This window comes from Psychrobacillus sp. PGGUH221 (assembly GCF_042055255.1).
In the GTDB taxonomy this organism is placed as follows: Bacteria; Bacillota; Bacilli; order Bacillales_A; family Planococcaceae; genus Psychrobacillus.
The window spans coordinates 129,963-154,803 of the sequence record NZ_JAQMHQ010000005.1 but is presented as its reverse complement, the minus strand read 5'-3'; the positions used below and the strand labels follow the sequence as shown (position 1 = coordinate 154,803).

Below are 24,841 nucleotides of genomic sequence, written 5' to 3'. Positions count from 1 at the left end.
ATATGAGAGAAAAATTAATGAAAATGTTGGATGAACGTAAAGATGAAATGATTCAAATTCGCCGTTTTTTACATGAACATCCTGAATTATCATTTAAAGAAGAAAAAACGGCTCAATATATTGTGAACTTTTACAAAGGAAAAAACGTCGAGGTACAAACAAACGTCGGAAATGGTTACGGAATTATTGTAACAATAGTAGGAGGAAAACCAGGAAAAACAATTGGATTACGGGCAGATTTTGATGCGCTTCCAATTGTAGAAGAAACGCCCGTTACTTTCAAGTCGAAAAATGAGGGCGTCATGCATGCATGCGGACATGATGGTCATACAGCTTACTTGTTAGTTCTGGCAGACTGTTTAATTCAACTGAAATCAGAACTATCCGGAACTATTAAAATAATTCATCAGCATGCTGAAGAGGTTCCACCAGGTGGAGCGAAAAGTATAGTCGAATCTGGACTGTTGGATGATTTAGATGAAGTGTATGGAATTCACTTACTGCCAATTGCTCCTGTTGGAATGGTTGGTTACAATAAAGGCTATGCTTTTAATGGAAGGGCCTACATGAAATTGAAAATTCAAGGCCAAGGTGGGCATGGTTCTTCGCCACATTTAGCAAATGATGCAATTGTTGCGGGTGCTCATTTTGTAACCGCAGTTCAAACCATCATAAGCCGCCGACTAAGTCCATTTGACATAGGGGTAATTACAATTGGATCGTTTGATGGAGCTGGTACCTTTAATGTGATAAAAGATAGCGTAGAGCTTGAAGGTGATATCCGTTACATGACTGTTGAAACGAAAGAAACGATTGAACGTGAAGTAAAACGACTTGTCAAAGGCCTGGAGGAAGAGTTCGGTGTAAGTTGTAAACTTACGTATACACCAGACTATCCGCCTTTGTACAATAATCCTGAACTTACAGAAAAAGTGGCAGTAGCACTTAAAAATGCGACTATAAAAGAAATCACAGAAGTAAAAGAAGTTCCGCCAATGGCACCTTCCGAAGATTTTGCTTACTATGCAGAAAAGTTCCCTGCTTGTTTCTTTTATATCGGGTGTACACCAAAAGGCGTTGATAAGCCATATTTCAACCATAATCCCAAATTTGATATCGACGAAGATTCTCTTTTAGTTGCAGCAAAAGCGGTCGGACAAGTTGTTTGTAGTATGCAAGAATAAAAAAGTAGTGTCGTTCAAATTTCATTTTGAACGACTCTTTTGCGATTAAACCGGGACATATAGAAAGGAGGAATCGACGCTTTGACTTGGGATATTCTTAACATCATTGGTACCATTGCTTTTGCGATAAGTGGTGTCCTTGTCGCAATAGAAGAGGATTATGATATATTAGGTATTTACTTTTTAGGATTTACAACCGCATTCGGAGGCGGTCTTGTTAGAAATTTATTAATTGGAATACCAATTGAGAATATATGGTTACAAGGTTATTTATTTGAAATAGCATTTGTGACTATTACTATAGTTTATATACTGCCGAATGAAAGGATAAGTAATTGGAAAAATTGGGTAGTGTTTTTTGATGCCATTGGTTTAGCAGCATTCGCCATTCAAGGTGCAAATTATGCTGTATCTATTGATGCTCCATTAATTGCAGTAATTATAGCTGCTTCCATGACAGGAGCAGGTGGTGGGATTATAAGAGATGTGTTTGCAGGTCGAAAACCGATGATTTTTCGTTCAGAAATTTATGCCTTATGGGCAGTATTAGCTGGTCTCGCCATTGGTTTAAATTGGATACGAGGTCCCTATGCCACATATTCCCTCTTAATCGTAATTGTTATATTAAGGCTATTATCCGTCTATTTTAACTGGAATTTACCACGCAACATTGAAAATAAAAGAAGTATGGGCAAATAAAAAACAAGATATTGCTAGCCTTCAAAACAATACTTTGGGAAGGTTGGCGTAATATTAAAACTTTTTATAACATCAACCGAGAAAATTTCAAAAACTATTCGTATCTTTAAGTTGTATTGTTTATGCTCATACTTGTATAAACCCCAAATGCTTATAAACTAGTTCTCCCGCTATAATTGTGCCTATGAGGATTCATTCCATCTATAGTAGTAACCCCACTAAACTCATGATAATGACCGCCATTAGGAAGAGGAATAGCTGGACCAGTAACTCCACGAATTTCGTGTTGATGTTGATCGTCCACAGATGTAAAGGTAAAGTATCGATGAGTGTGTTGGACTCCACTTGGTGCTGGTTCAGTAATTCCAGCGTACCTGTGATTATGTCCCGCATCAAAAGAAGTAACTCCTCTAAATTCGTGGACATGGGCAGGGACGGGTCTGCCATCCCATGAAGTGATAAAAAGTTGGTGGGAATGCTGAGGATCCGAATCGTCTGAATGATACATGAATCCAGAAACAGGGATTTCCAAATGTACAACTCCTTTTTGCTATTTTCAATAACTTATGTAATTGAGATAAATAAGGATACAAACTGTATTAAAAATGAGAGTAGTACAATCTCCTTTTAGGACATGATCACAAGTACGATGGCGTTGATTCAAGAAGGAGTGACATTTTTTTGTTGAACAATGAAATGTTTTATAAAAGTTGAATTACGAGGTTTGTTTATACTTAGATTTTGATGATTCTGCATAAATTTAATCAATCTTTTTTCAAAGGTTACACTTTCTTTCGTTATTAAAACTAATAAAGAGCGTCGTATAATTGGGCTTATACAAACGCTCTTTTATAATTAATTCATTGCTCGACTTTTCGTAATTACTGTAATTTTACCATTATCAGAAGAAAGCTTAACTTTATTTGTTCCTAGACCAATCACTGTACGTGAGTTTTTTTCACCCAAAATATTAATTCCTCCAAAATCTGTCTTGGCCAGAATCGTTACATTTGTAGGTTCATTTTCAGCTTCTACAAGAATACTACCGTTATCTGTCTCAAGATCAATCATACGATCCAAGGTAGTAGTCAGCAGGGAGATTCTACCGTTATCTGTTTTCCCAGTGATATCACCGTTTACATATTCCATCATAATTCGTCCGTTATCCGTTTTTGCTCGAATTTGTATAGCATCTATATTTCGGAGTTCAATACGTCCATTATCCGTTTGAGTAGAAAGCTTATCGACTTGAATTTTTTCCAAATCAATTCGACCATTGTCTGTTTCTACATCTAAAACAGTAGAGGCAAATTCTTTTAAACCAATACTTCCGTTGTCAGAAGTAACCTTTATTGTTTTCCCAAGAATTTTTTCTGCTCGAATACGACCGTTATCCGTTTTCATGACGATGGACGAATATAGTTTCTTCGGCAGTGCTACGTTCACTTTCATTTCTTTAATCAGGAACAAAAAGCTAAAAAAATTGAATTTCTTTGTTTTTAATTGAATCGACAATGTATCATTTACTACATCCGCTGTTAGTTCTAATTTTTCATTTTCACCTATTAATTCAATAAACGTTTCATCTGTTTCAGAAGGAAAAACATTAAGAGAGCCATAATCTATATCCATCATCACGTTAGAAAAATTAGAGTGAGGAACGTGTATCATTTTATTGGTTGTTTCTATTTTTTCTGGTACATGGCTTTCTAGGATCTCCTGTGCTATTTCTTTTGGAGAGCCTAGAGAAACGGCGATGTCGCTTTCCGTTTTTCCATCTTCACGACCGTTTCTAAAATATTCTTTTATGTCTGATAGAATATCATTTCGTTCTTCCGTAGGTAGTTTCGTTAAAGCAAGCTCCAGTTCCCTTAGAAATTGTTGTTCAGTCATTTTTTACACCTTCTTCGATTAGATTGTTTACACCATTTGTAAAGGTTTTCCATTCATTTAACTGTTCATGTAAATAAGTTCTTCCTAACTCTGTCAGCTTGTAATACTTTCGTGGTGGACCTTCTGTGGATTCTTGTAAATAAGTTGTGAAGTAACCTTCCTTTGTCAATCGACGTAGTAATGGATAAACAGAGCCCTCCGATATAGAGATTTGATCTGATATTTTTTGGACAAGCTCATATCCATAACGATCTTGTTTATCTAATAGAACTAGCACACAAAGGTTCAATACGCCTTTTTTAAACTGGATATTCATTTTTTCTTTCACTCCCTTCACTACTATCCAATAAACAGTACCTTTGATAGTAATATATCATTTAGTATTATTCTATGCAAGGTACTAAGTAAAATAGTATAAAATATTTGTCAGGAATCAGTTATAATCGGAATTAATGAAAGGATTGATACGTGATGAACCCTTTTACCGAAAGAGTTATTGAAATAATAAAGTCGATTCCCGCAGGGAAGGTCATGACATATGGGCAAATTGCTAAGATTGCAGGGAGTCCTAGGGGAGCAAGACAAGTAGTGCGCATTCTGCATTCAATGAGTGCCAAGCACAGTTTACCTTGGCACCGTGTGGTTAATGCAAAAGGAGAAATTGCCATTCCGGATGAAGAGTCTGCTTATTCACAAAGGACTATGTTAGAAGATGAGGGAGTTTGCTTTCGACAAAATGGTCTTGTGGATTTAGAAAAGTCCAGATTTGCATCTGAGGTACTTATATTTGAAGAAGATCTTATTTAAAGAGAAGAGGAAATGGAATGGATATGTTTAGCTGGCAAGGTGCAGCAGGAATTTGTATAAATGATCAAAATGAAATTTTAATGGTACTTCAAGCTGCTCCGGGAGAAGAGAAGAAATGGACTGTTCCATCAGGCACACTAGAAGAAGGAGAAACATTTGAAGAATGCTGCGAAAGAGAGTTTTGGGAGGAAACAGGTTTCAGAGTACGTACATTGGAAAATGTTCATTACAAAAGTGGGGTACTGAGTGACTATGGAATATCCTACAAAGTAGATTATTTCTTAGTCGAAATAGTCAGCGGAGAAATTACAATTCAGGATCCAGACGAATTTATTCATGAAATTGCTTGGCAACCAGTGGAACAACTTTCTAAGCTGCCTCTTGCCTATCCTGAAGATGTAGACATTATCCAAACAGTTATCTCCATGCAAAAAAACTAAAAGGCAATATGCCTTTTAGTTCAGATTGACGACAAAAGTATTTTTTAAACGATTATGAATAAAATGAATATTTCGAAATAGGTTGCTTTATTCAATTAAAAATAAAGTTAGTAGATATCTATAAGGAATTGTTTATAAGGCAAGTGCCACCACGAAGACTCCTGTGGGAACAGCTTGAGCAGAAGACCCCGCAGGAACGCAGTGACGAGGAGGCTGAAGCCAAGCCCACGGAAAGCGAAGTGGGGGTCCTTGCCGAATTTAATATACAACTTTATACACCTAAAACTGAGTTTGTCTATAATCTGCTTTTAGTTTTTTGTGTATATGTGAACCGCATCTCTTAAAAACTCAGCCGCACCAGGTTGAATTTTATCATAATATGCGGTAAACCGTTCATCGTCCACATACATTTGAGCAACACCTGCATGTGCCTCTTTCGTATACTCGTTCCAGTAAAAGCTTAGCCATTGACGATGTAAATCTGCTGTCTTTTGAGCAAGTTCACTATTCGGGTCACCAGTTGCCATTGCTGCTTTTAAATTTACTGCAATCTCCTCCGCTAAATTCGTAACTTCCTCATACTGAGCTTGTGTCATTCCTTTAACTTTTGCGTTGGATTTATTTACTGCTTCCTCTCCGTACTTTTCACGAATTTCTTTCCCATATTGTTTCTCATTGTCTTCCACCAGTTTTTGCTTAAACCCTTCAAATTTCTCTTTATCTGACATGATAATTCCCCTCTCCGTTTGTTGAATGGATTTATCGACGTTTGCAATTAATAAATCCAATTGTGTTCTTTTTTCTAACAGTTTTTCTCGATGTTCTTTCAGTGCAATGGAACGGTCGAATGAAACAGAAGTCATAATTTCTTTAATCAGATCTAGCTTCACTCCAAGCTCCCTATAAAACAAAATTTGTTGCAATTTATCTATTTCGGCAGACCCATAAATACGGTAACCAGATGAATTAATACGTGCGGGCTTAAGTAGTCCGATCTCGTCATAATATCGAAGAGTCCTCGTACTAATTCCTGCAAGCTGGCCAAGCTTTTGCACCGTATATTCCACGCTATCACCTCCTAATAACTACAGTCTAAACCTTTACGCAACGTCAAGGTCAAGTATGAATTGTTCATTTTGTTTCATTTTATTATACTTAAAGAACTAAGTATGAGGGGGCAATAGTATATGACAACAATAGGGTTTGTACGGCATGGAGTGACAGCTTGGAACAAAGAAGGAAGAGCGCAAGGAAATACAGATGTTCCGTTAGATGAGGAAGGAATTGAAATGGCAGAGCGCGTTGCCGATAGAATTCAATTGGAAGAATGGGATGTCATTTATACAAGTCCATTAGTTCGAGCGAAAAAAACTGCAGAGATCATAGCCGAAAAACAATCTGGCGCTGAACTTTTTACAGATAAGCGGTTAGGGGAAATTGGTGGGGGCATAATAGAAGGAACGACCGAAGAAGAACGTGTAGCCAAATGGGGAGCAGCATGGAGAGATCAGGACTTGGGATTTGAGCCAGATGAGGTCATTATTTCTCGAGGGATGTCTTTTATAGAAGATGTGAAACAAGCACATCCAGGCAAACGGGTATTGGTGGTAAGTCACGGAGGCTTCATTAGTAGACTATTAAATGCACTTATTCCTAATGGAGAATTTTCAAAGGATATTGGGAATACATCTGTAACGGTAGTTGAATTAAAGGAAAATAAAAATTTATGTCATTTGTTTAATTGTATGAAGCACTTAGAAGCGAGGGAAGTTTAATGATGGATGCAGAATATTACATAAAACAGCTTGGGTTAGAACCTCATCCAGAAGGAGGATATTTTAAAAGTACCTTTGCCTCGGAAGAATCAGTAAGCAGTAGAAAGTTATATACTAGCATTTACTTTTTACTAGGAGCTGATGATGTATCACACTTTCATCGTCTGAAGTCCGATGAACTATGGTACTTTCATGGTGGTAGCTCGTTATTAGTGCATGTGATTGATGAGGATGGTAACTACGTAGAGCACAGGGTAGGGTTGGATATTGAAAATGGAGAAACCCCACAAGTCCTTGTACCGAAAAACTCTATTTTCGGATCTTCGGTTATGGAGAATGGATCTTTTTCTCTCGTTGGATGCATGGTTGCACCAGGATTTGAATATGAAGATTTTGAGCTTTTTACTCAAAGCGAGTTATTAGACAAATATCCACAGCATGAACAAATCATTCGTAAGCTGGCGTATGAAAAATTATAAGGTATTGGCAAAGAGAGACCAATGTGGTTGGGTAAGAAACGATGTAAAAGACGAACTTTAATATGAAAGTAATTAACGACAATGCAAAAGTAATCACTAAAATGCCCTCAAGACTAAAACTTGAGGGCATTTTCCTATTTATTTATTCAGCTTAAAATAATTCTCTCCAAGTACTCTATCCACATAATAGGATCCTTCGACTAATTCCTTTTCAACAAATGAAGCAATATCCTGTTGATCTAAGCCATATAATTCTTCAATTTCACGGGAGAATAATAGCTCTTCTTTTACTAATATATTTTGTAGCTTTGGAGCCTTCTTAGGTTGAATATTTTCATCAGGAAGCATTTGTTGTAATGCTTGCACATAATATTCATATGGACGGGCCCCTACCACTTTAACTCCTTTTTGTTCTTCGTTTAAGAAAATAATAGTAGGGAATCCTCGAACACCTAATTTACTAACCATTTTAAAATCTTCTTCCAGGCTAGCTTGTGCTGCTGCAAGGTGAGATTCTTTCACAATTTCCTCACCTTTTAATCCCATTTCATTGATGATGTCGATTAATACTTCATCACTTGCAATGTTTTTATTGAATGGAAATACTGTTTCTCTCGCTTTACGTAAAAAGATAGGTGCTAAGTTTGCATCTAGTTGTTGAATGGTTTTAAATACACGAGATGGAATATAAGAAGATGACACAGGGTCTTCTAACCAAAATGATCCATCTATTGGCATACGAGTGTGGTCTCCTACCTCTCGCCAATGGGCAGCAACATCCGCTGGTCCAGAAATTCCATTAGCAACATCTGCAAATCCATCCCATTTTTCGAGTAGACCACCCATTAAAATATGCATATTAATATAATTTCCGTATTCTTCTACAAATTTACGTAATGTGGGTTCTAGAGCCCAACAGTGTGAACAAATTGGATCCGTAACATAATATACATCTATTTTTTTGTTTAGTGCAGTTAGGTCGATTAGCCCCATTGCAGTATTTCCTTCATCAACAGGACCACATATACCCGTTTCTAAGTCACACATCATAGCGTTTTTATTCGTCATATCTGTTCCTCTTTTCATTAATTTTCTAAAGAAATATGTTTTTTTGCCCAAGCATGCACTGGTTTAAGTGCTTCTGCAAGCTCCTGACCTGTATCTGTTAGGTGATAGGAGATTTGAACAGACTGCTCCGCGCTCATTTTCTTCTCGACTAAACCGTGTTCTGCAAGTTCCGTCAATTTTAACGATAAAGCGCGAGGTGTAATATCGGTTAAGTCCTTTTTCAAGTCTGAGAAATGAGCTGTATAATTTGGGCAATTAGATAAGTAATGCACGATTAAACCGTTCCATCGTCTGCCAAGTATTTGAAAGGATGATTCTAGATATGGGCAAATTTTCATGTTATTCATTCCCTCGATTCTAATAGAAGTATATTATGATATAAAAAATATATCAAGTATAATAATTATATTAAAAATTATAATATAAAGGAATATTGGATAAGATTAGAGAAAGTACAGAGCGAAAGGTTATTATGCAGGAGGTTCTGAAATGATTAAAAAAGTAGGGATAATCCTTTTAGTATTTATCATTATGATTGCGGTAAAAATGTATTTGGGAAACAAACAAGAAATAAAAGAAGTTAATCATCAGGAGGAAGTACCCATAAGAGAAATGCCTTTAGAAAATGAGAATCTTGTTTCGCTCGTTTTTGATGCGGCAGAAAAGGGTCAAGCCTGGGATATTCCGTTTTTCGTGGGAGAAACAGATATTCAGGAAGTCCATGAATTATGGGGGACTCCAGAGAAAATGAACGAACTTTCCTCGAAGATTTATGAAGACTATTTTTCTAAAGATGCAACAATCGGTCATCTCACCAATCTTGTTTTTGATATACGCTCAAGCTCACCAGAAATTCAGCAAATCGAATTAGAGGATATTAAGAAACTAAAGGGACAAGCTGATGAAGTCCGAAGTTATCAAGATGCAAAGACCAATCAAATTATTCTTGTATATAATGTTACTTCTACGTATCAACTTAAGTGGGTACTGCCAAAGCCAACAGAAAGTATACCTAATCCAACGGTTGACCATATTTCGATTTTTACAGAAGTGAAAGAGGAGGTTAGTACTGATATCGCGGTTATTAAGGAAATGAGTTTGGAAGAAAAAGTTGGGCAAATGATTTTCGCTGGTATAGACGGAACTAGCTTGTCTAAAGAGTCAAGATTGCTAATTTCCAATGATAAAGTTGGTGGAATAATTTTATTTAAAGATAACTTGAAGGATGTCGATCAATCCATCTCCTTATTAAATGAATTGAAAGGAGAGAATGAGAAAAATAAGTTTCCTATATTTCTTGGTGTTGATCAGGAGGGCGGGAGAGTTTCCAGACTACCTGAACTTATACAATTGCCTACATATCAAGAAATTGGGAGGCTAAACGATTCTTCACTCTCTTATAATATCGGTAATCTTTTAGGAAAAGAGTTAAATGCGTTTGGCTTCAATCTTGATTTCGCACCGGTACTAGATATAAATAGCAATCCTAAAAACCCGGTTATTGGGGATCGTTCCTTCGGAAACAATGCACGCATTGTTAGTACCCTCGGAATTCAAACGATGAAGGGTATTCAGCATCAACGAGTTATTCCAGTAGTGAAGCATTTCCCTGGGCACGGTGACACAGCTGTAGATTCTCATAAAGAGCTACCCATAATTCAAAAGAGTTTAGAAGAATTACAAGCATTAGAATTAATACCTTTTAACGATGCGATAAAAAATGGTGCAGACGTTGTTATGGTAGGACATATTCTTTTACCAGAAATTGACTCGACTTATCCTTCATCGATGTCGTATGAGTTAATCACAAATATACTGCGGGAGAAGCTGAAGTTCGAAGGTGTTGTTATAACGGATGATATGACGATGGGGGCGATATTAAATAATTATAAAATTGGGGAGGCTGCTGTAGAAGCAGTGAAAGCTGGTAACGATATTGTTTTAATTGCTCATGATTATGTCAATATTAAGGAAGCGATAGACTCCATTTTATTAGCTGTTAATGAAGGACAGATTTCAGAGGAAAGAATAAATACCAGTGTGGAAAGAATCCTTTTATTAAAAGAAAAGTATAAACTGAGTAATGAGCGAGTAGATAGGGTAAACATAGAAGAGTTAAACCAAACTATCGAACAAATATTAGGGAGATGAAAAGATGAAAACAGTGCAAATAAAAAGCTCAAGTGTAGCTTATATAGATGAAGGTCAGGGAGAGGTATTATTTCTAATTCATGGTTTTTGTGGAAGTTCTGCATATTGGAGTAGAGTGGTTCCACTACTTGCTAATCAGTATCGTGTAATTGCGATAGATTTACCGGGTCATGGAGAATCGGAGGTGCAGGATAATGTGAATCAAATTGACGATTATGCGGACTTCATCCACCAATTTTTAGATTCTTTGGAGGTAGACAAGGTAACAATGCTTGGTCACTCTTTAGGTGGTTATATAACACTCGCATTCGCAGAAAAATATAGCGAACGATTAAATGGCTTTTCCTTAATACACTCAACTGGATTCCCCGATTCAGAGGAGGCTAAAAAAGGAAGAGATACTTCAGCTCTAAAAATAGACGATGAGGGGATAGAAGTATTTGTTGACGGATTAATACCAAAACTATTTGCACCAAATAACGTGAAGAGTCATCAAAACTTAGTGGAGGAAGCGATTAAAATTGGATATTCAACTTCTCCAATTGGTGCTAAGAATGCTCTAATGGCAATGAGAAATAGAAAAGATCGAAGAGATATAATTAATATTACTAAATTACCAGTAGTGCTTGTTGCTGGGGCAGAAGATCAACTTATCCCATCTGAGAAAACCTTCACGGCAAATGGAGTTAATATAAAACAAGTAGTGCTAAAGGATGTAGGACATATGAGTATGTACGAGGGGCCGAAAGAACTGGTTAAAATCTTTGAAGAAAGATGAACTCGAAAACGTTTTCCTGAAAAGAAGGGTTGGTCGTGACGATAGTCACGACCAACCCTTTAAAATGTAGCAAAAGTCTATTTAAAAGCCCCTTTTTTTCTGGTTTTTTAATGTTAATAGAAGACCGACTTTCTGTGAATTGGTCTTCTAAAAAGTGTATGTTATTTATTATATAAACTAATGTATAAGGAACCATTCGTTTGTACTTGTGCATAAAACACTTCATCCACTGAATCGATTCCTTGTTTTCGAAGTTTTTTCATTACCCACTCCTCAGATAAATCTAATTCAGTAAGATTTTTTTGAACTATTTTACCATCCGCTATTATTTCAGAAGGTAAAAATGTTGGAAGAGTAATTGTAGCCTTTACGTCTGTCTTAGTAGCTTCTTGCTGACCTACTTTTTTAAATACACTCAATTCTCCGTTTGTCTCCAGAACTGCATAATGTACGTCTTGTATGGAAAAAATAGATTGTTCTCGTAGCAGCATTAACACATCATCCATATGTAAACGAGCAGTCTTTAAAGACTTCACCACAAGTTGTCCGTCTTTAATAATAATAGTAGGTTCATCATCTATTAAGACACGCGCTCTCGGAGATTTCAGTGATATAAAGCTCATTAATAGTGTAAGAAGCGTCCACCACACTAGTGATACTAGGCCATCAAGAAAAGGTGTTTCGTGTTGTGCGGCAATCTCAGCGGCAATAGATCCTATTGTTATTCCTGTGATGTAATGGAAAAAGGTCAATTGACTCAGCTGTTTCTTTCCTAATATTCTTGCTAATATTAATAGCACTATAAAGGAAAAAGTTGTTCTAATTAACATTTCCCAAAAGTTTAACTCGAAAAAAGTATCCATATTCATTTCAAACACCTCTTTTAAAATGACTTCTATTTAGTGTTGCCTAGAAAAAAGTAACTATTCTTGCTTTCTTGTTAATTTATAATTAATTGTCGAAATTTGCGCTATAATAAAACTATTCATGTATATCAATCTTAGAAAGAATGTGAAAGATATGTCTATAGCTAATGCCTCGCATAAAATGGGAAATCCAGTTTATCCTATTATGTTTGCGATTGGAGTTTGTCATTTGTTTAATGATTCACTACAATCGGTTATTCCAGCAATGTTTCCGGTTTTAGAAGAAGAAAGAGGATTGACGTTTACACAGTTAGGTTTAATATCTTTCATGTTGAATATCGTCGCTTCAGTTTTACAACCGGTAGTAGGTTTTATAAGTGATAAAAAACCTATGCCATATGCACTTCCGCTAGGTATGATAAGTTCCTTTGTTGGGATAGCGGGTATTGCATTTTCTACGGAATATTGGATGATTCTTGTTTCCGTTGTATTCCTTGGTTTTGGTTCTGCCATATTTCACCCAGAAGGTTCTCGTGTTTCCTTTATGGCTGCTGGTTCTAAAAGAGGGCTATCGCAATCCATTTATCAAGTCGGAGGGAACTCTGGACAAGCTCTTGCTCCATTAATAAGTGCATTTATTCTAGTACCATTTGGTCAAAAGGGGGCTGCACTTTTCTTAATTGTTGCAGCTATTGGTATTTTTCTATTATCCAGAATTTCTATTTGGTATAAGAAAGAGTTAGAAGTTGAGAAACTTTCTAAAAGGAAAAAAACAATACTTTCTTCTTTGCCACCTCTTTCTAAAAAACAAGTGGGTATAGCACTTACACTTTTAATGATCATTATTTTTGCGAGATCCTTTTACGTAACTAATATGACAAACTTTTATATTTTTCATTTGATGGAAAACTACGATTTATCGATTAAAAAAGGACAGCTTTTTATTTTTATATTCCTTGTGTTAGGAGCAGTTGGGACATTCTTTGGTGGTCCAATGGCAGACAGATTTGGTAGAAAAAACGTCATTTTACTTTCAATGGCTGTTCCAATTCCTTTAAGCCTCATTTTGCCGCATGTCCCAATTTGGGCAGTCGTTTTACTACTAGTAATAATTGGATTCTCCATCATGTTAAGTTTTTCAGTCACTGTCGTTTATGCACAAGAACTTGTGCCTAGTAAAATTGGTACTATGGCGGGTTTAACAGTTGGACTTGCCTTTGGTATGGGTGCAATAGGGGCAGTCTTAATAGGTATATTAATGGATAACGTCGGTGTATACACAACGATGATTATCGTTTCAACGCTACCCCTTATCGGATTAGTTGCGCTTGCCTTACCAACAGATCGCAAAATAGCGGTTCAAAAGTAAAGAAGAAATAGGGGGTTCTATTAAAAGAAGGAGAAATTGTAATGAGTAATATGGAAGATATAAGTTCAGTGTAGATTGATGGGGATATAGAAACTGTTTGGGATGCTATAACGGAAGAGAAGAAAATCTCACGATGGTATGTTCCGGGTTCTCCGTGGGAAATACCTAATCTGAAAGTAGGGGAGAAAGCGACATTTACGTTAAAGCCTAGTGTGCATAATAATCTTTCCGAGAAACTGACGATGCCTTTAACTATTGTAGTTCTAAGAACTTATAAGGAATTTTCTCTTTATTTGGACTCGCAACAAACTCTTCTATCCTTTGTAATAGAAAAGGAAGATAATGGGGCTAGAGTGACGATGAATTCAGGTGGCTTCGATGAGTCATTAGCAAATTTAAAAGCCTTAATAGAAGGTAACGAAATTCCTTTTATTAAGGCTAAGTTACTGATAATTGTTCATTTTATTAGGGCTCATTCTTCGTGCTCATGAGCATCACACATCCTAGAAATAGCCCATGGAAATCTTTTTGCAATTAATAGAATCTTCTTTAATTCTAATTTAGAGAAGACAACGGCACTCGCGCCTTGGCAGCCTGCTGCCAGCGCGAATGCCAAAAAGCTCAAAAAAAAGAAACTCATCGGAGTTTCCTTTAAAAATTATTGTTTAATCTTAACATTGCACCCGTCTGGAACTTGAGAGTTGTCTGTTACCAGGTTCTCTTGAATATGGACTTGGTGCATCTTGCTGTTATGCATGAATTTAAAAATCCCATTATCAAAATCTGTACCAATTTCTTTAAAGAAAATACCTTCTTGGCACATGTTTTTAGCACATGTAAAGGATACTTTATAATCATCGCCATCCGCGACCAAATACGCACGTACTCCTTTTTCGAAAATGCCATCTTCCTCGTCTTTGACAGATCGTTCTACGGAAACAACATGGAAATCAACAAAAGGAATTTCACGTAATAACACATTCATAAAAGAGCCCTTTGTAATCTCTTCCCATCTACTTTGGGCAGTTTGTCCAATAATTATTTGGGTTATATTATGTTTATGAGCTACTTCTTTTATAACTTTTGGTGAAGGGCGTTTTTCGTTATCGCGAATGATAAATTCGTCTACTTCTAGTTCTTCAGCTAAATTCTGCCATTGTTCAATATAACTTGATTTCTCGGCATCGAATGCATCGTATGGAAGAGGGTCAACTGTAAGAATATAGAGAGGGCAATCCATTATAGTAGCCATCTTATGACCTCTTCTTATTAAACGTTCGCCATTAGGACCATAGTATACGCAGACCAATATACTCTCATCCATTCTGCCTTTCGTGTGTTTCACGGTAGTCTACACCTCTTTTTCAGCTAAATAATTTTATCGTCTTTCCATTTAATTTCATCTCAAATTGTTTAATCCTCAAGCACTTCAAGTGCGAAAAGCGCTTGTTTAGTGTATAATTTACAAAGTATATTCATGCATCCCTCAATTAGGTTTATATGCCATGGCAAGGAATGGGCACAAATCTTTCATTGTACTACACCTCAAAAATCTCCAAAAATACATAAGGACTCCATATGGATTCCTATTATGCTACTAGTTAGTGGTATAGTCAAGCATCTAGTTCAAATGAAATAATTCTGTAAAATTACAATTCTACAAAATTTGTCAAGTAGGAGGTTAAATTTTGTTCCCTGTTAGTTTAATTATTGTTATTCCATTTATTATTGCGGCAATCGTACCGTTTATATATAGGCGATTTACCAAAATTCATGTAGGCTGGTTTGTCCTTTTAGTCCCTATTTTTTTGTTAGTCATGCTTGCTAGGCTAATTCCCTCGATAGCAGGTGGTAAAACATATATCCATACTTATGAATGGATACCTCATTTAGGAATTAATTTCACTACTTATTTAGACGGTTTAAGTATGATATTTGGTTTACTTATAACTGGTGTAGGTAGTTTAGTTATTCTATATTCTATTTTTTATCTTTCATCTAAAGAATCCCTTCAACATTTTTATTGCTACCTACTACTATTCATGGGTGCCATGCTGGGAGTTGTGTTCTCGGACAACTTAATGGTTTTATATGTATTTTGGGAGTTAACAAGTGTTTCTTCTTTCTTATTAATCGCCTTTTGGCATCATCGTAAAGGCTCAAGACAAGGAGCTCAAAAAGCAATGCTTATTACCGTGAGTGGCGGAGTAGCGATGCTTATTGGATTTATAATGCTTCACTCTATGACTGGGACATATAGTATTCGCGAGATTATTTCAAGTCTAAGCGAGATGACAGATCACTCGTTTTTTATACCAGCAATGATTTTGATATTAATAGGGGCGTTTACAAAATCAGCACAGTTTCCATTTCATATTTGGTTACCAGATGCGATGGAAGCTCCAACTCCCGTGAGTGCATACTTACATTCCGCTACAATGGTTAAAGCTGGTATTTACTTAGTAGCCCGTTTTACACCTATTTTTGGTGGAGAACAAGTTTGGTTTTGGGCGGTTAGTGGAGTAGGTATGATTACATTATTTTGGGGTTCTTTGAATGCAATTAGACAAACAGATTTAAAGGCTTTGCTAGCGTATTCAACTGTTAGTCAGCTAGGTCTAATTATGAGTCTTCTTGGCTTAGGGTCGATTGCACTTCATTTGGGGTATTCGAAGGATTCGATTATTTATACGCAAGCAACATTTGCCGCACTTTTTCATATGATCAATCACTCAACCTTTAAGGGTTCTTTGTTCATGGTAGTGGGAATTGTCGATCATGAGCTTGGGACCCGTGACATACGAAGGCTCGGTGGGTTAATGGCACTCATGCCGTTTACATTTACGATTGCTGCAATAGGAAGTTTATCGATGGCAGGATTGCCACCTTTTAATGGTTTTTTAAGTAAAGAGATGTTTTTTGCAGCCACAGTTGCTATTACTGATGCTAATGTCTTCTCGCTCAACTCCATAGGTATCATTTTCCCAATCGTAGCGTGGATAGCAAGTGTCTTTACGTTTGTTTATTGTATGATTATCATTTTTAAAACATTTTTAGGACCAGCTCAACCAGAAAAGTTAGACAAACCAATTCATGAAGCACCTATAGGAATGCTTATTTCTCCATTTATATTAGTTGCATTTGTGGTAGGTATATTCTTATTCCCTAATTTACTAGGTGAATATATACTACGTCCAGCGATGTTTAGTGTATATCCGACATTCGCGGAGGTGGAAAGCCTCACTCCGAAAATTTCTGCCTGGCATGGAATTAAACCAGAATTACTTATGACGATTGGTGTTATTTTGGTAGGGGCAATACTGTATTATCGACTAAAAAGTTGGAAGCCAATATACAGCTTATTTTCTCAAAAATACACATTTAATGCGTTTTATAATAGGTTGCTTGCAGACAGTGAAGTAAGTTCTACATTAACAACGAAGTCTTATATGACTGGATTTTTGAGAGATTATTTAGTTTATATTTATTTGTTCTTTATAGTAACTTCAGGTGGCTTTTTATTATTTTCATCAGCATTTTCGTTTAGCACTGCTAACAATGCTCCAATTCGAGTGTATGAAGGTATACTTGTTGGCGTAATGGCGATTGCTGCAGTTGCAATGATATTTGCGAAATCTCGTGTGACAGCAGTTCTTTTGAATGGTGTTTTGGGTTACGCTATCTCTATCTTTTTCGTTATATTCCGTGCTCCAGATTTGGCGCTAACCCAGCTTGTTGTAGAATCTGTCACTACGGCTTTATTTCTTTTGGCATTTTCTCATTTACCGGATTGGAAGAAAGAGAAATCATCATCCAATAATAAGATGATTAATGCAATCATCTCGATTGCTGTTGGGGCATTTGTCATGCTAATAGGTTTTTCAGTCATCAATTACAATTCATTTGCATCGATATCGGTATTTTTTGAAAATGCTTATGAACTAGCTGGTGGAGCAAATATTGTGAATGCCATTTTAGGGGATTTCCGTGCATTTGATACGATGTTAGAGGTTGTTGTACTCTTTATTGCCGGCTTAGGAGTTTATACTCTCATTAAGTTACGAGCAAAGAAGGGGGCAGAAGACATTGAAGATTAATGATGTTATTTTACGGACAGTTACTAGAATTGTTGTGTTTATTATACTGACATTCGGTGTGTATTTGTTTTTGTCTGGTCATAATAAACCTGGTGGTGGATTTATAGGTGGCTTAGTGCTTGGTTCTGCTATCGTGCTACTTTATTTAACACATGATATAGCATCGATCAGCAAGAGTCTTCCCTTTGATTTTAAACTAGTAGCTGCCTTAGGTGTGTTAATGGCAACTTCTACAGGGTTTGGTTCTATAATTTTGGGTGTGCCTTTTTTATCGCAGTCTTTTGGCTACTTTGATCTCCCTATCTTTGGGAAAACAGAGCTCACCACAGTGACTATTTTCGAGGCTGGTGTGGCATTAACCGTTGTCGGAGTAGTTGTAACAATTATTTTGAGTATAAGTGAGGATGAGTAGAGATGGAAACGTTAATTATGATATTAATCGGAATACTAACAGCCGTTGGAACCTATTTGATCCTCTCTAGAAATATTATTCGAGTAATTTTAGGGACCGCTGTTCTGTCTCATGCAGTTCATTTGTTGATCTTAACAATTGGAGGCTTAAAAAAAGGTAATGTACCTTTACTGAAGCAGGCAGACGCTCCTTATACAGATGCTCTCCCACAAGCATTGATTTTAACTGCTATTGTTATAAGCTTTGCGGTGACAGCCTTTTTACTTGTTTTAGCTTATCGATCTTATCAAGTAAATAGGCAGGATGATCTTCATGCATTGCGAGGAACAAATGATGAATAATTTAATTGTTTTGCCGTTAATCATTCCGATTATGGTGGGAGTGATACTCGTATTTCTACGTTCGTATATACGTTTACAGAGAATCATTAGTTTGTTAGCAATGATTGGAGTGGCGTGTGTTAGTGTCTTTGTTTTAAATACCATTCAATCGGAAGGTATTCTGCGGTTAGATTTTGGTGGTTGGGAGCCTCCATTTGGGATACTTTTTGTCGCAGATTCTTTTTCCATGTTACTAGTATTAACAGCAAGTATTGTAACAGCAATCTGTTTAATTTATGCCTTTTCTTCAATCGGAGAAAGACATGAGAAAATGTTTTTCTACCCATTTGTCTTATTTTTAGTAGCAGGGGTAAATGGTTCTTTGTTGACTGGTGATATGTTTAACTTATTCGTTTGTTTCGAAGTGATGCTTTTAGCCTCTTATGCGCTTATAACGCTTGGAGGGGAAAAGGTACAATTAAGAGAATCGATTAAGTACGTGGTCATAAACGTGGTTGCATCTTGGTTCTTCTTAGTAGCATTAGCTTTTCTATATGGCACAACTGGAACTTTAAATATGGCTCATTTAGCAGAAAGAGTAGCGGAAGCAGGACAAGATCCATTACTTACAACGATAGCCATCGTCTTTTTGCTAGTGTTTAGCTTAAAGGCAGGATTGTTATTATTCTATTGGCTTCCAGGTTCTTATAGTGTTCCTCCGACTGCAGTAGCCACACTTTTTGGAGCTTTACTAACGAAGGTAGGAATATATGCATTGTTCCGTACTTTTACGCTGATTTTTTATCATGAACCAGATGTTACGCATAGTTTAATCGGTGTAATGGCAGGAATCACTATTGTGGCAGGTTGTATGGGAGCGATTGCGTTCAAGGATGTGCGTCAAATTGTTGCTTATAATGTAGTCATTGCAGTTGGATTTATTTTAATTGGACTAGCAGTTGCGACACCCGCTTCGATTGAAGGGTCTATTTATTACATTATCCACGATATGATTGCAAAGGCTATGTTATTTTTACTTGTCGGTACGATGATTCTACTTACTGGAAAAAATAAAATAGATGAGATAAGTGGTCTTATTCGGAACTATCCGATGTTTGGGTGGCTATTTTTCATCGTTACATTGTCTCTTACAGGAATACCTCCACTAAGTGGTTTTGTTGGGAAAATACTGGTAGGGCAAGGAGCAGTGGAAGCAGGTTCATATATTTTATTGGCTTTAGCTTTTATATCTAGTATTGTGGTGTTGTATTCACTACTTCGCATATTTTTAAACTCCTTCTTCGGTGAAACAATTATTAGTTTAGGAGAAGAAATGCCACTTAAGAAAGGATTGCTAATTCCAATTGTTTTATTAGCCATTGGAACAGCTTCACTAGGACTTGGGGCAGAATTTATATCTACCTATGTAAGTGATGCTGCAAAAACTCTTGTCAATCCCGCTATCTATATTGAAGCGGTTTTAGGTGGAGAAAAGTAGAGGAAGAGGTGAATATACATGCCTGCACAGTTTTTACTTAATTTGTTTATCGCGTTTTTATGGATGTTATTACAGGATGAAGATGAGCTAAGAATTACAACCTTTATCGCTGGTTTCCTTGTAGGGATAGGGATTATCTTTTTAATGCATCGTTTTTTTGGTACGCAATTCTACTTAAGAAGATTAGTTTCTATATTAAAACTTATATTTATCTTTATATCAGAGCTAACGTTTTCAAGCATTTTAATTATTAAACAAATATTAAATCCTAGACATAAAATTAAACCTGGGATTTTCACTTATAAAACTGAACTACGAGGTGACTGGGAAATCACAGCACTCGCCATGTTATTAACACTTACTCCAGGTTCTGTCGTAATGGAAGTAAATCCTGAAGGTGATATGTTTTATATTCATGCGATGGATATTGAGAAATCAAAAGAAGATGTATTAAGATCAATTGAGCGATTTGAAAAAGCGATTATGGAGGTGACACGTTGATGATAGAGATGATTCTTTTAGTTTCACTCGCCTTTTTTGCCATTTCCATATCGATTGCTCTTTTTCGAATGATTAAAGGGCCAACGATGCCAGACCGTGCAATAGCTTTAGATATGATTGGTGTCAATCTTCTATCTTCGATTGCTGTTATTTCGATGGTATTAAAAACAATGGCCTTTTTAGAGGCGATTCTTATTTTAGGTATTCTTGCTTTTATTAGTACAATTGCATTCTCGAAGTACATCGAAAGGGGGATTATCGTTGAGCGCAAGTCAGATAATTGAACTTGGTGCAGCTATATTAATCTTATTAGCTAGTATTATGAGTGTTATTAGTGCTTTTGGTATTATAACTCTCCCTGATATTTATACCCGTTCACATGCGGCTACTAAGAGCTCTACGTTAGCTGTATTATTATCCCTTTCTGGAGCGTTTGTTTATTTTTGGGTACATGATGCATTTATTAGCGTAAGGTTACTTTTAGGGATTATATTTGTTTTTTTAACAGCACCTGTCTCGGGGCATCTCATAACTCGTGCGGCGTATCGTTCAGGAGTGAAACTTTCTAATTCTTCAGCGGAGGACGAATTGAAGGAAGTTTTATTTCCAAAAGAGAAAAGTAAGTAAATCAATACCTTCCAAGATTTAGCGAGGGCACTAAAAAGTCCTCACTGAGATTTCTATAAGAGTATGTGAACGACAAGTCGTTCACATACTCGATTTTTATTTAGGACTCGTTAATTTCCGTTCCAGGCGGACGCTTTCCACCGGCATGGCTTCAGCCGCTTCCCTCGCTACGCTCAGTCCAGGGTCTTCAGCTCATGCTATTCCGGCTGGAGTCGCCGCCTTCCACTCCAATAAACTATTATCCGCTTTTCATTTAGGAAACCCTTATGCTATAAAAAAGCAAGTTTTTATCACTTACATTTTTTCGATTAGTATTTATAGAAAATCGTTGAAAAAGGCGACACTCCTGCGGGAATAGCGTTAGCCGAAGACCCCGCAGCCGAGGGGAAGGCAATCTAAGTTCGCCGCATCCTGCGGTAATGATTGCATGACCAACATCGTGTTGGCCTAGGAGGCTAAGGCAACGCCCGCGGAAAGGGAGCCGTTTCAACGATTTTCTTATTCGGACGACATTATTTAGTAAAGACAATTTCTATAGACTTTACAGTGTTCTCGATTTGGCTTGAGGTTTTTTACAAAAATAATGTATATACATATTCCTTATTCATTGTAATATTCTCTTTTAGAAGGAGCTGTACTTAAAAACAATAATAGAACGGTTAGGGCTAACATTAGTAATGAACCACAAATTACGACGAACTGGATGGAGACGAGTTCTGCTGTAATCCCAATAACTATTGTACTTAAAATAATGAAGAATGCTTCAATTAACCCGTATATACTGCCAACTCTGCCCATCATATTTACTGGAATATTATTTTGATAAAACGTATGAAATCCTGTATTAGCGAATGCTAGAGAAAAGGCAAGGATAAAAAAACCTATGCCTGCTACTAAAAAGGAGCTCGAAAAAGCATATACAATATAACCAATTGAAACAATTAAAGAACCAACGCCAATTAAAATAAACGTCCTCAGCATTCTTACAAATATGGAGTTCACTATAGCCCCTGTAATAATACCCGCCCCTGCAATACTTACAAGAAAACCATACTCCGTGTTCGATAAGGAAAGTACTGATTTCGCAAATGCAGCTTCCTGAGAGTCCAAAGATGTCGCCATTACCATCACACAACTAAACAAAAAGTAAATGCCCATAATATAAGGAAAATGCCGACTGAAGTTTAAAACAATACTCCAATCTTTTTTTATTACCGCCCATGTAAAATGATCATCTGCTTGGGCAATCGCCTGATACCTTTCCAAATTAGGCATAAATAAAGTAACGATACCTGATAATAGGAGGGCAGTCGCGTTAATAAAAATTGCTACTGTGGGTGTGCCTAGTAAAAATAGAATTCCAGCTATCGCTGGTCCTATCAAAAAAGCTCCAGAATCTATTAAGCTTCGCAGCGAATTAAATCGTTTTCTTTGTTCAACTGGTATTAACTTTGTAACATAGGTCATAGATGTTGGTTCAAATATAGAACTTGCCATATTGATTATAAAGACAAGGAAATATATTAGCCAAATGTCTGAAACAAATGGCAGAAATGCTATAAACATTGCTCGAAATAGATCAAGCACTATCATTAAATTTCTTTTATTGATTCGATCAATTACACTACCTGCCCAACTATTCGTAAACAAGGTAGCCAGAGGTTTAACAATATAAAGTCCGGCAACAGCAAGAGGGGAGTTCGTCATATCCAACACGATTAAATTAAGTGCAATTAAATAGACCCATGCACCAAGATTAGAAATTCCAATTCCCACTAATAATATAAATGGGTACTTCCATGATGAGTATAATTTATTCATTGTCCTGTTATACTCCTTTCTAAATTAAATGGCTTTTTAAACTTTGCTGTTAATAGGTAAAATCATACGGGGATTATACGAATCTATTTGTAATTAGCACGTCCGCATGAGCCACTATAGTAACAGAGCATTTATTAAAAAACTGCAAATAAAAAAATCCCACCCCCAAGACAAATGTCTTAGGGACGAGATTTAGAAAGTCGTGGTACCACCCTAGTTTATTAATATGTCACCATATTAATCTTAATCGGTACGGCAAATAAACTAAGATTTGCGTATACCTGAGCCCGATAACGGGAGCCCCCGTCACACCATCTCCTATTAGCAGGGTCCTTTGTGATGCTCCGAGACTTGGTTCAATAAATAATTCTTACTCCTTTTCAGCACCCGGAGCTCTCTTCAAAAGAATTGATCGATTTACTCTTCTCTTCATCGCATATAAATTTTACCAATAGTAACATGATTCAGGTGATTATGTAAATAATATTATTATAATTACGACAATTTTCTATATATTTCGTCTGATATATTGCATTCTGCGTCAATACATAGTATTATCAGGTCTGATATATTTGCAGGCTGAAAAAATGATAAAAATCATTTATGCAAATTCATCTAAGAAAATACACAAGCTAAAACAAAAATGATTTTGTTTATCATTACAGGAGGCAGAATAATTATGGATAAAAAATTATCATTCTCCAATCATCTTGTTATTGGAGTTATGTTGTTTGCACTATTCTTTGGAGCAGGAAATCTAATTTTCCCAGCAAGTTTAGGTCAGAACGCAGGAACGAATGTATGGCCAGCGGTAATTGGATTTTTGGCAACGGGAATTGGATTACCTTTCCTAGGTACGCTTGCAATGGGATTCTCAGGAAGTAAAAATCTACAAGAGTTATCAAGTAGAGTAAATCCTATTTTCGCTGTTATTTTTACCTCTTTGTTGTATTTAACAATAGGACCTTTCTTCGCTTTGCCAAGAACAGGAGCCGTTTCTTATGAAATTGGAATTCAACCGTTTATAGATGCTGACTATGCACAAATCGGATTACTCGTATTTACAATACTTTTCTTTGGAATTACATTATTATTTTCTCTTAATCCTTCGAAAATTGTAGATAATGTAGGGAAATATTTATCACCGGGAATAATTATTGGGTTATTTATCTTATTACTCTTTGTTGTTTTGAAGCCTATGGGTGGGTTTGAAGCTCCTCAAGGAAGTTATGTGGATAATGCATTTATGACCGGCTTTACAGAGGGATACAATACAATGGATGCTTTGGCTTCACTTGTATTTGGTATTATCGTGATCAATGCAGTTCGTTCCATGGGAGTTAATTCGACAAAAGGAATTATTTCTGCAACGGCTAAGTCTGGTGGAATTGCTGTATTCTTTTTAGGCGTTATATATGCAGGGATTGCTTATTTAGGTGCAACAAGTACAAGTCTTTTTGGATTGTTTGATAATGGTGGTCCCGTTTTAAGTAGCGCTTCTGAGCATTATTTCGGTTCATTTGGAGCAGTGCTTTTATCTGTTATTATTTTCTTAGCATGTTTGACAACTAGTATTGGTTTAACAACTGCATGTGGGGAGTATTTTCATACGTTGATGCCGAAAATTAGTTATAAGGCATTTGTTATATTCTTTAGTGTGTTTACATGTATTATTGCTAACTTTGGATTATCAAACATCATTACATATTCAATTCCCGTATTGATGCTGCTATATCCATTAGCAATTGTATTGATCTTGTTGACATTCCTTTCACCGTTATTTAATCACGCAAGAATTGTGTATGTAAGTGTTGTACTCGTAACGTTTTTAATTAGTGTTATTGACGGTTTTAAAGCATTATGTGATTCACTAGGCATTGATTATTTTAGATGGATGAAACCAATCGTATCATTATATGAGAATTATTTGCCGTTCTATAGTGTAGGTCTGGGCTGGTTAATTCCTTTCATAGTTGTAACTCTTATAACTGGCATAATTGCAAAAATGCAAAACGCATAAAAATAACAAGCCCATTTACTTAATGTAAATGGGCTT

General features: G+C 36.4%; 27 protein-coding genes and 1 other annotated feature. Of the genes, 18 read left to right on the top strand and 9 right to left on the bottom strand.

What is annotated here, in order from left to right:
- Window positions 1-2 precede the first annotated feature (2 nt).
- A complete protein-coding gene (locus tag PGC35_RS09940; RefSeq protein WP_375219034.1) occupies window positions 3-1,184 on the top strand; it encodes an amidohydrolase in 1,182 nt (393 codons plus the stop codon).
- An 81-nt stretch (window positions 1,185-1,265) separates the two neighbouring features.
- On the top strand, window positions 1,266-1,883 hold the full coding sequence (locus tag PGC35_RS09935) for a trimeric intracellular cation channel family protein (RefSeq protein WP_056831042.1): 618 nt from the start codon (window positions 1,266-1,268) through the stop codon (window positions 1,881-1,883).
- A gap of 151 nt (window positions 1,884-2,034) precedes the next feature.
- Here PGC35_RS09935 and PGC35_RS09930 read toward each other — a convergent pair whose 3' ends face one another.
- The 3 genes from PGC35_RS09930 to PGC35_RS09920 all read right to left on the bottom strand — a co-directional run bounded on the left by PGC35_RS09930 (window position 2,035) and on the right by PGC35_RS09920 (window position 4,092).
- Entirely contained in the window at window positions 2,035-2,415 is a 381-nt protein-coding gene (locus PGC35_RS09930) for a YmaF family protein (protein ID WP_053591548.1), read from the bottom strand.
- 323 nt (window positions 2,416-2,738) lie between these two features.
- On the bottom strand, window positions 2,739-3,776 hold the full coding sequence (locus PGC35_RS09925) for a DUF4097 family beta strand repeat-containing protein (RefSeq protein ID WP_375219033.1): 1,038 nt from the start codon (window positions 3,774-3,776) through the stop codon (window positions 2,739-2,741).
- Window positions 3,769-4,092 (bottom strand): PadR family transcriptional regulator, encoded by a 324-nt coding sequence (locus PGC35_RS09920; protein WP_053591550.1) that lies wholly within the window; start codon window positions 4,090-4,092, stop codon window positions 3,769-3,771. Before PGC35_RS09920 ends, PGC35_RS09925 begins: the two co-directional genes overlap by 8 nt.
- Before the next feature lie 155 nt (window positions 4,093-4,247).
- Here PGC35_RS09920 and PGC35_RS09915 point away from each other — a divergent pair, with 155 nt between their 5' ends.
- Window positions 4,248-4,583, top strand: coding sequence for an MGMT family protein (locus tag PGC35_RS09915; protein WP_375219032.1), 336 nt, complete (start codon window positions 4,248-4,250; stop codon window positions 4,581-4,583).
- A gap of 23 nt (window positions 4,584-4,606) precedes the next feature.
- Complete coding sequence (locus PGC35_RS09910) at window positions 4,607-5,023, top strand: NUDIX hydrolase (protein ID WP_375219170.1); 417 nt, start codon at window positions 4,607-4,609, stop codon at window positions 5,021-5,023.
- A 308-nt stretch (window positions 5,024-5,331) separates the two neighbouring features.
- On the opposite strand, the gene PGC35_RS09905 is transcribed toward PGC35_RS09910, so the two are convergent.
- On the bottom strand, window positions 5,332-6,090 hold the full coding sequence (locus PGC35_RS09905) for a MerR family transcriptional regulator (protein ID WP_375219031.1): 759 nt from the start codon (window positions 6,088-6,090) through the stop codon (window positions 5,332-5,334).
- A 120-nt stretch (window positions 6,091-6,210) separates the two neighbouring features.
- On the opposite strand from PGC35_RS09905, the gene PGC35_RS09900 reads away from it, so the two are divergent.
- Together PGC35_RS09900 and PGC35_RS09895 are read left to right on the top strand one after the other, a co-directional pair.
- Window positions 6,211-6,798 carry a histidine phosphatase family protein gene (locus PGC35_RS09900; protein ID WP_056831032.1) on the top strand — a complete coding sequence of 196 codons (588 nt, stop codon included), beginning with the start codon at window positions 6,211-6,213 and terminating at the stop codon, window positions 6,796-6,798.
- A gap of 2 nt (window positions 6,799-6,800) precedes the next feature.
- The gene (locus PGC35_RS09895; RefSeq protein ID WP_375219030.1) at window positions 6,801-7,277 is read left to right on the top strand and encodes a cupin domain-containing protein; all 477 of its coding nucleotides are present in this window, start codon (window positions 6,801-6,803) and stop codon (window positions 7,275-7,277) included.
- 138 nt (window positions 7,278-7,415) lie between these two features.
- On the opposite strand, the gene PGC35_RS09890 is transcribed toward PGC35_RS09895, so the two are convergent.
- Window positions 7,416-8,345, bottom strand: a complete 930-nt coding sequence (locus PGC35_RS09890) for a DsbA family protein (protein WP_375219029.1) — start codon at window positions 8,343-8,345, stop codon at window positions 7,416-7,418.
- A gap of 17 nt (window positions 8,346-8,362) precedes the next feature.
- Window positions 8,363-8,683: a winged helix-turn-helix transcriptional regulator gene (locus tag PGC35_RS09885; RefSeq protein ID WP_375219169.1), complete on the bottom strand. Its 321-nt coding sequence runs from the start codon at window positions 8,681-8,683 to the stop codon at window positions 8,363-8,365.
- Between the two features lie 151 nt (window positions 8,684-8,834).
- Between PGC35_RS09885 and nagZ the strand changes: the two genes are divergently transcribed.
- Window positions 8,835-10,496: a beta-N-acetylhexosaminidase gene (gene nagZ, locus PGC35_RS09880; RefSeq protein WP_375219028.1), complete on the top strand. Its 1,662-nt coding sequence runs from the start codon at window positions 8,835-8,837 to the stop codon at window positions 10,494-10,496.
- A 4-nt stretch (window positions 10,497-10,500) separates the two neighbouring features.
- Window positions 10,501-11,274, top strand: coding sequence for an alpha/beta fold hydrolase (locus PGC35_RS09875; protein WP_375219027.1), 774 nt, complete (start codon window positions 10,501-10,503; stop codon window positions 11,272-11,274).
- A 161-nt stretch (window positions 11,275-11,435) separates the two neighbouring features.
- Here the strand turns inward: PGC35_RS09875 and PGC35_RS09870 are convergent, their stop codons facing one another.
- Window positions 11,436-12,137 carry a YetF domain-containing protein gene (locus PGC35_RS09870; RefSeq protein WP_082355386.1) on the bottom strand — a complete coding sequence of 234 codons (702 nt, stop codon included), beginning with the start codon at window positions 12,135-12,137 and terminating at the stop codon, window positions 11,436-11,438.
- A gap of 157 nt (window positions 12,138-12,294) precedes the next feature.
- On the opposite strand from PGC35_RS09870, the gene PGC35_RS09865 reads away from it, so the two are divergent.
- Both PGC35_RS09865 and PGC35_RS09860 read left to right on the top strand, forming a co-directional pair.
- Complete coding sequence (locus PGC35_RS09865) at window positions 12,295-13,509, top strand: MFS transporter (RefSeq protein ID WP_156350781.1); 1,215 nt, start codon at window positions 12,295-12,297, stop codon at window positions 13,507-13,509.
- 74 nt (window positions 13,510-13,583) lie between these two features.
- Window positions 13,584-14,000: an SRPBCC domain-containing protein gene (locus PGC35_RS09860; protein WP_375219168.1), complete on the top strand. Its 417-nt coding sequence runs from the start codon at window positions 13,584-13,586 to the stop codon at window positions 13,998-14,000.
- Window positions 14,001-14,167: 167 nt separating this feature from the next.
- Here the strand turns inward: PGC35_RS09860 and PGC35_RS09855 are convergent, their stop codons facing one another.
- A complete protein-coding gene (locus tag PGC35_RS09855) occupies window positions 14,168-14,854 on the bottom strand; it encodes a universal stress protein (RefSeq protein ID WP_053591559.1) in 687 nt (228 codons plus the stop codon).
- 343 nt (window positions 14,855-15,197) lie between these two features.
- Between PGC35_RS09855 and PGC35_RS09850 the strand changes: the two genes are divergently transcribed.
- The 7 genes from PGC35_RS09850 to PGC35_RS09820 are packed head-to-tail and all read left to right on the top strand — an operon-like array spanning window position 15,198 to window position 20,964.
- Window positions 15,198-17,606, top strand: a complete 2,409-nt coding sequence (locus PGC35_RS09850; RefSeq protein ID WP_375219026.1) for a Na+/H+ antiporter subunit A — start codon at window positions 15,198-15,200, stop codon at window positions 17,604-17,606.
- Window positions 17,596-18,018, top strand: coding sequence for a Na(+)/H(+) antiporter subunit B (locus PGC35_RS09845; protein ID WP_053591561.1), 423 nt, complete (start codon window positions 17,596-17,598; stop codon window positions 18,016-18,018). The genes PGC35_RS09850 and PGC35_RS09845 overlap by 11 nt, the downstream gene beginning before the upstream one ends.
- A 2-nt stretch (window positions 18,019-18,020) precedes the next feature.
- Complete coding sequence (locus PGC35_RS09840) at window positions 18,021-18,359, top strand: Na(+)/H(+) antiporter subunit C (RefSeq protein WP_053591562.1); 339 nt, start codon at window positions 18,021-18,023, stop codon at window positions 18,357-18,359.
- On the top strand, window positions 18,352-19,836 hold the full coding sequence (locus PGC35_RS09835; RefSeq protein WP_375219025.1) for a Na+/H+ antiporter subunit D: 1,485 nt from the start codon (window positions 18,352-18,354) through the stop codon (window positions 19,834-19,836). The genes PGC35_RS09840 and PGC35_RS09835 overlap by 8 nt, the downstream gene beginning before the upstream one ends.
- 18 nt (window positions 19,837-19,854) lie before the next feature.
- A complete protein-coding gene (locus PGC35_RS09830; protein WP_053591563.1) occupies window positions 19,855-20,337 on the top strand; it encodes a Na+/H+ antiporter subunit E in 483 nt (160 codons plus the stop codon).
- Entirely contained in the window at window positions 20,337-20,621 is a 285-nt protein-coding gene (locus tag PGC35_RS09825; RefSeq protein ID WP_375219024.1) for a Na(+)/H(+) antiporter subunit F1, read from the top strand. Before PGC35_RS09830 ends, PGC35_RS09825 begins: the two co-directional genes overlap by 1 nt.
- Window positions 20,599-20,964: a Na+/H+ antiporter subunit G gene (locus PGC35_RS09820; protein ID WP_375219023.1), complete on the top strand. Its 366-nt coding sequence runs from the start codon at window positions 20,599-20,601 to the stop codon at window positions 20,962-20,964. Before PGC35_RS09825 ends, PGC35_RS09820 begins: the two co-directional genes overlap by 23 nt.
- A gap of 600 nt (window positions 20,965-21,564) precedes the next feature.
- On the opposite strand, the gene PGC35_RS09815 is transcribed toward PGC35_RS09820, so the two are convergent.
- Window positions 21,565-22,785: an MFS transporter gene (locus tag PGC35_RS09815; RefSeq protein WP_375219022.1), complete on the bottom strand. Its 1,221-nt coding sequence runs from the start codon at window positions 22,783-22,785 to the stop codon at window positions 21,565-21,567.
- Window positions 22,786-22,963: 178 nt separating this feature from the next.
- Window positions 22,964-23,227: a binding site (T-box leader), on the bottom strand.
- Between the two features lie 237 nt (window positions 23,228-23,464).
- Here PGC35_RS09815 and brnQ point away from each other — a divergent pair.
- Window positions 23,465-24,805: a branched-chain amino acid transport system II carrier protein gene (brnQ, locus tag PGC35_RS09810; RefSeq protein WP_375219021.1), complete on the top strand. Its 1,341-nt coding sequence runs from the start codon at window positions 23,465-23,467 to the stop codon at window positions 24,803-24,805.
- Window positions 24,806-24,841 lie beyond the last annotated feature (36 nt).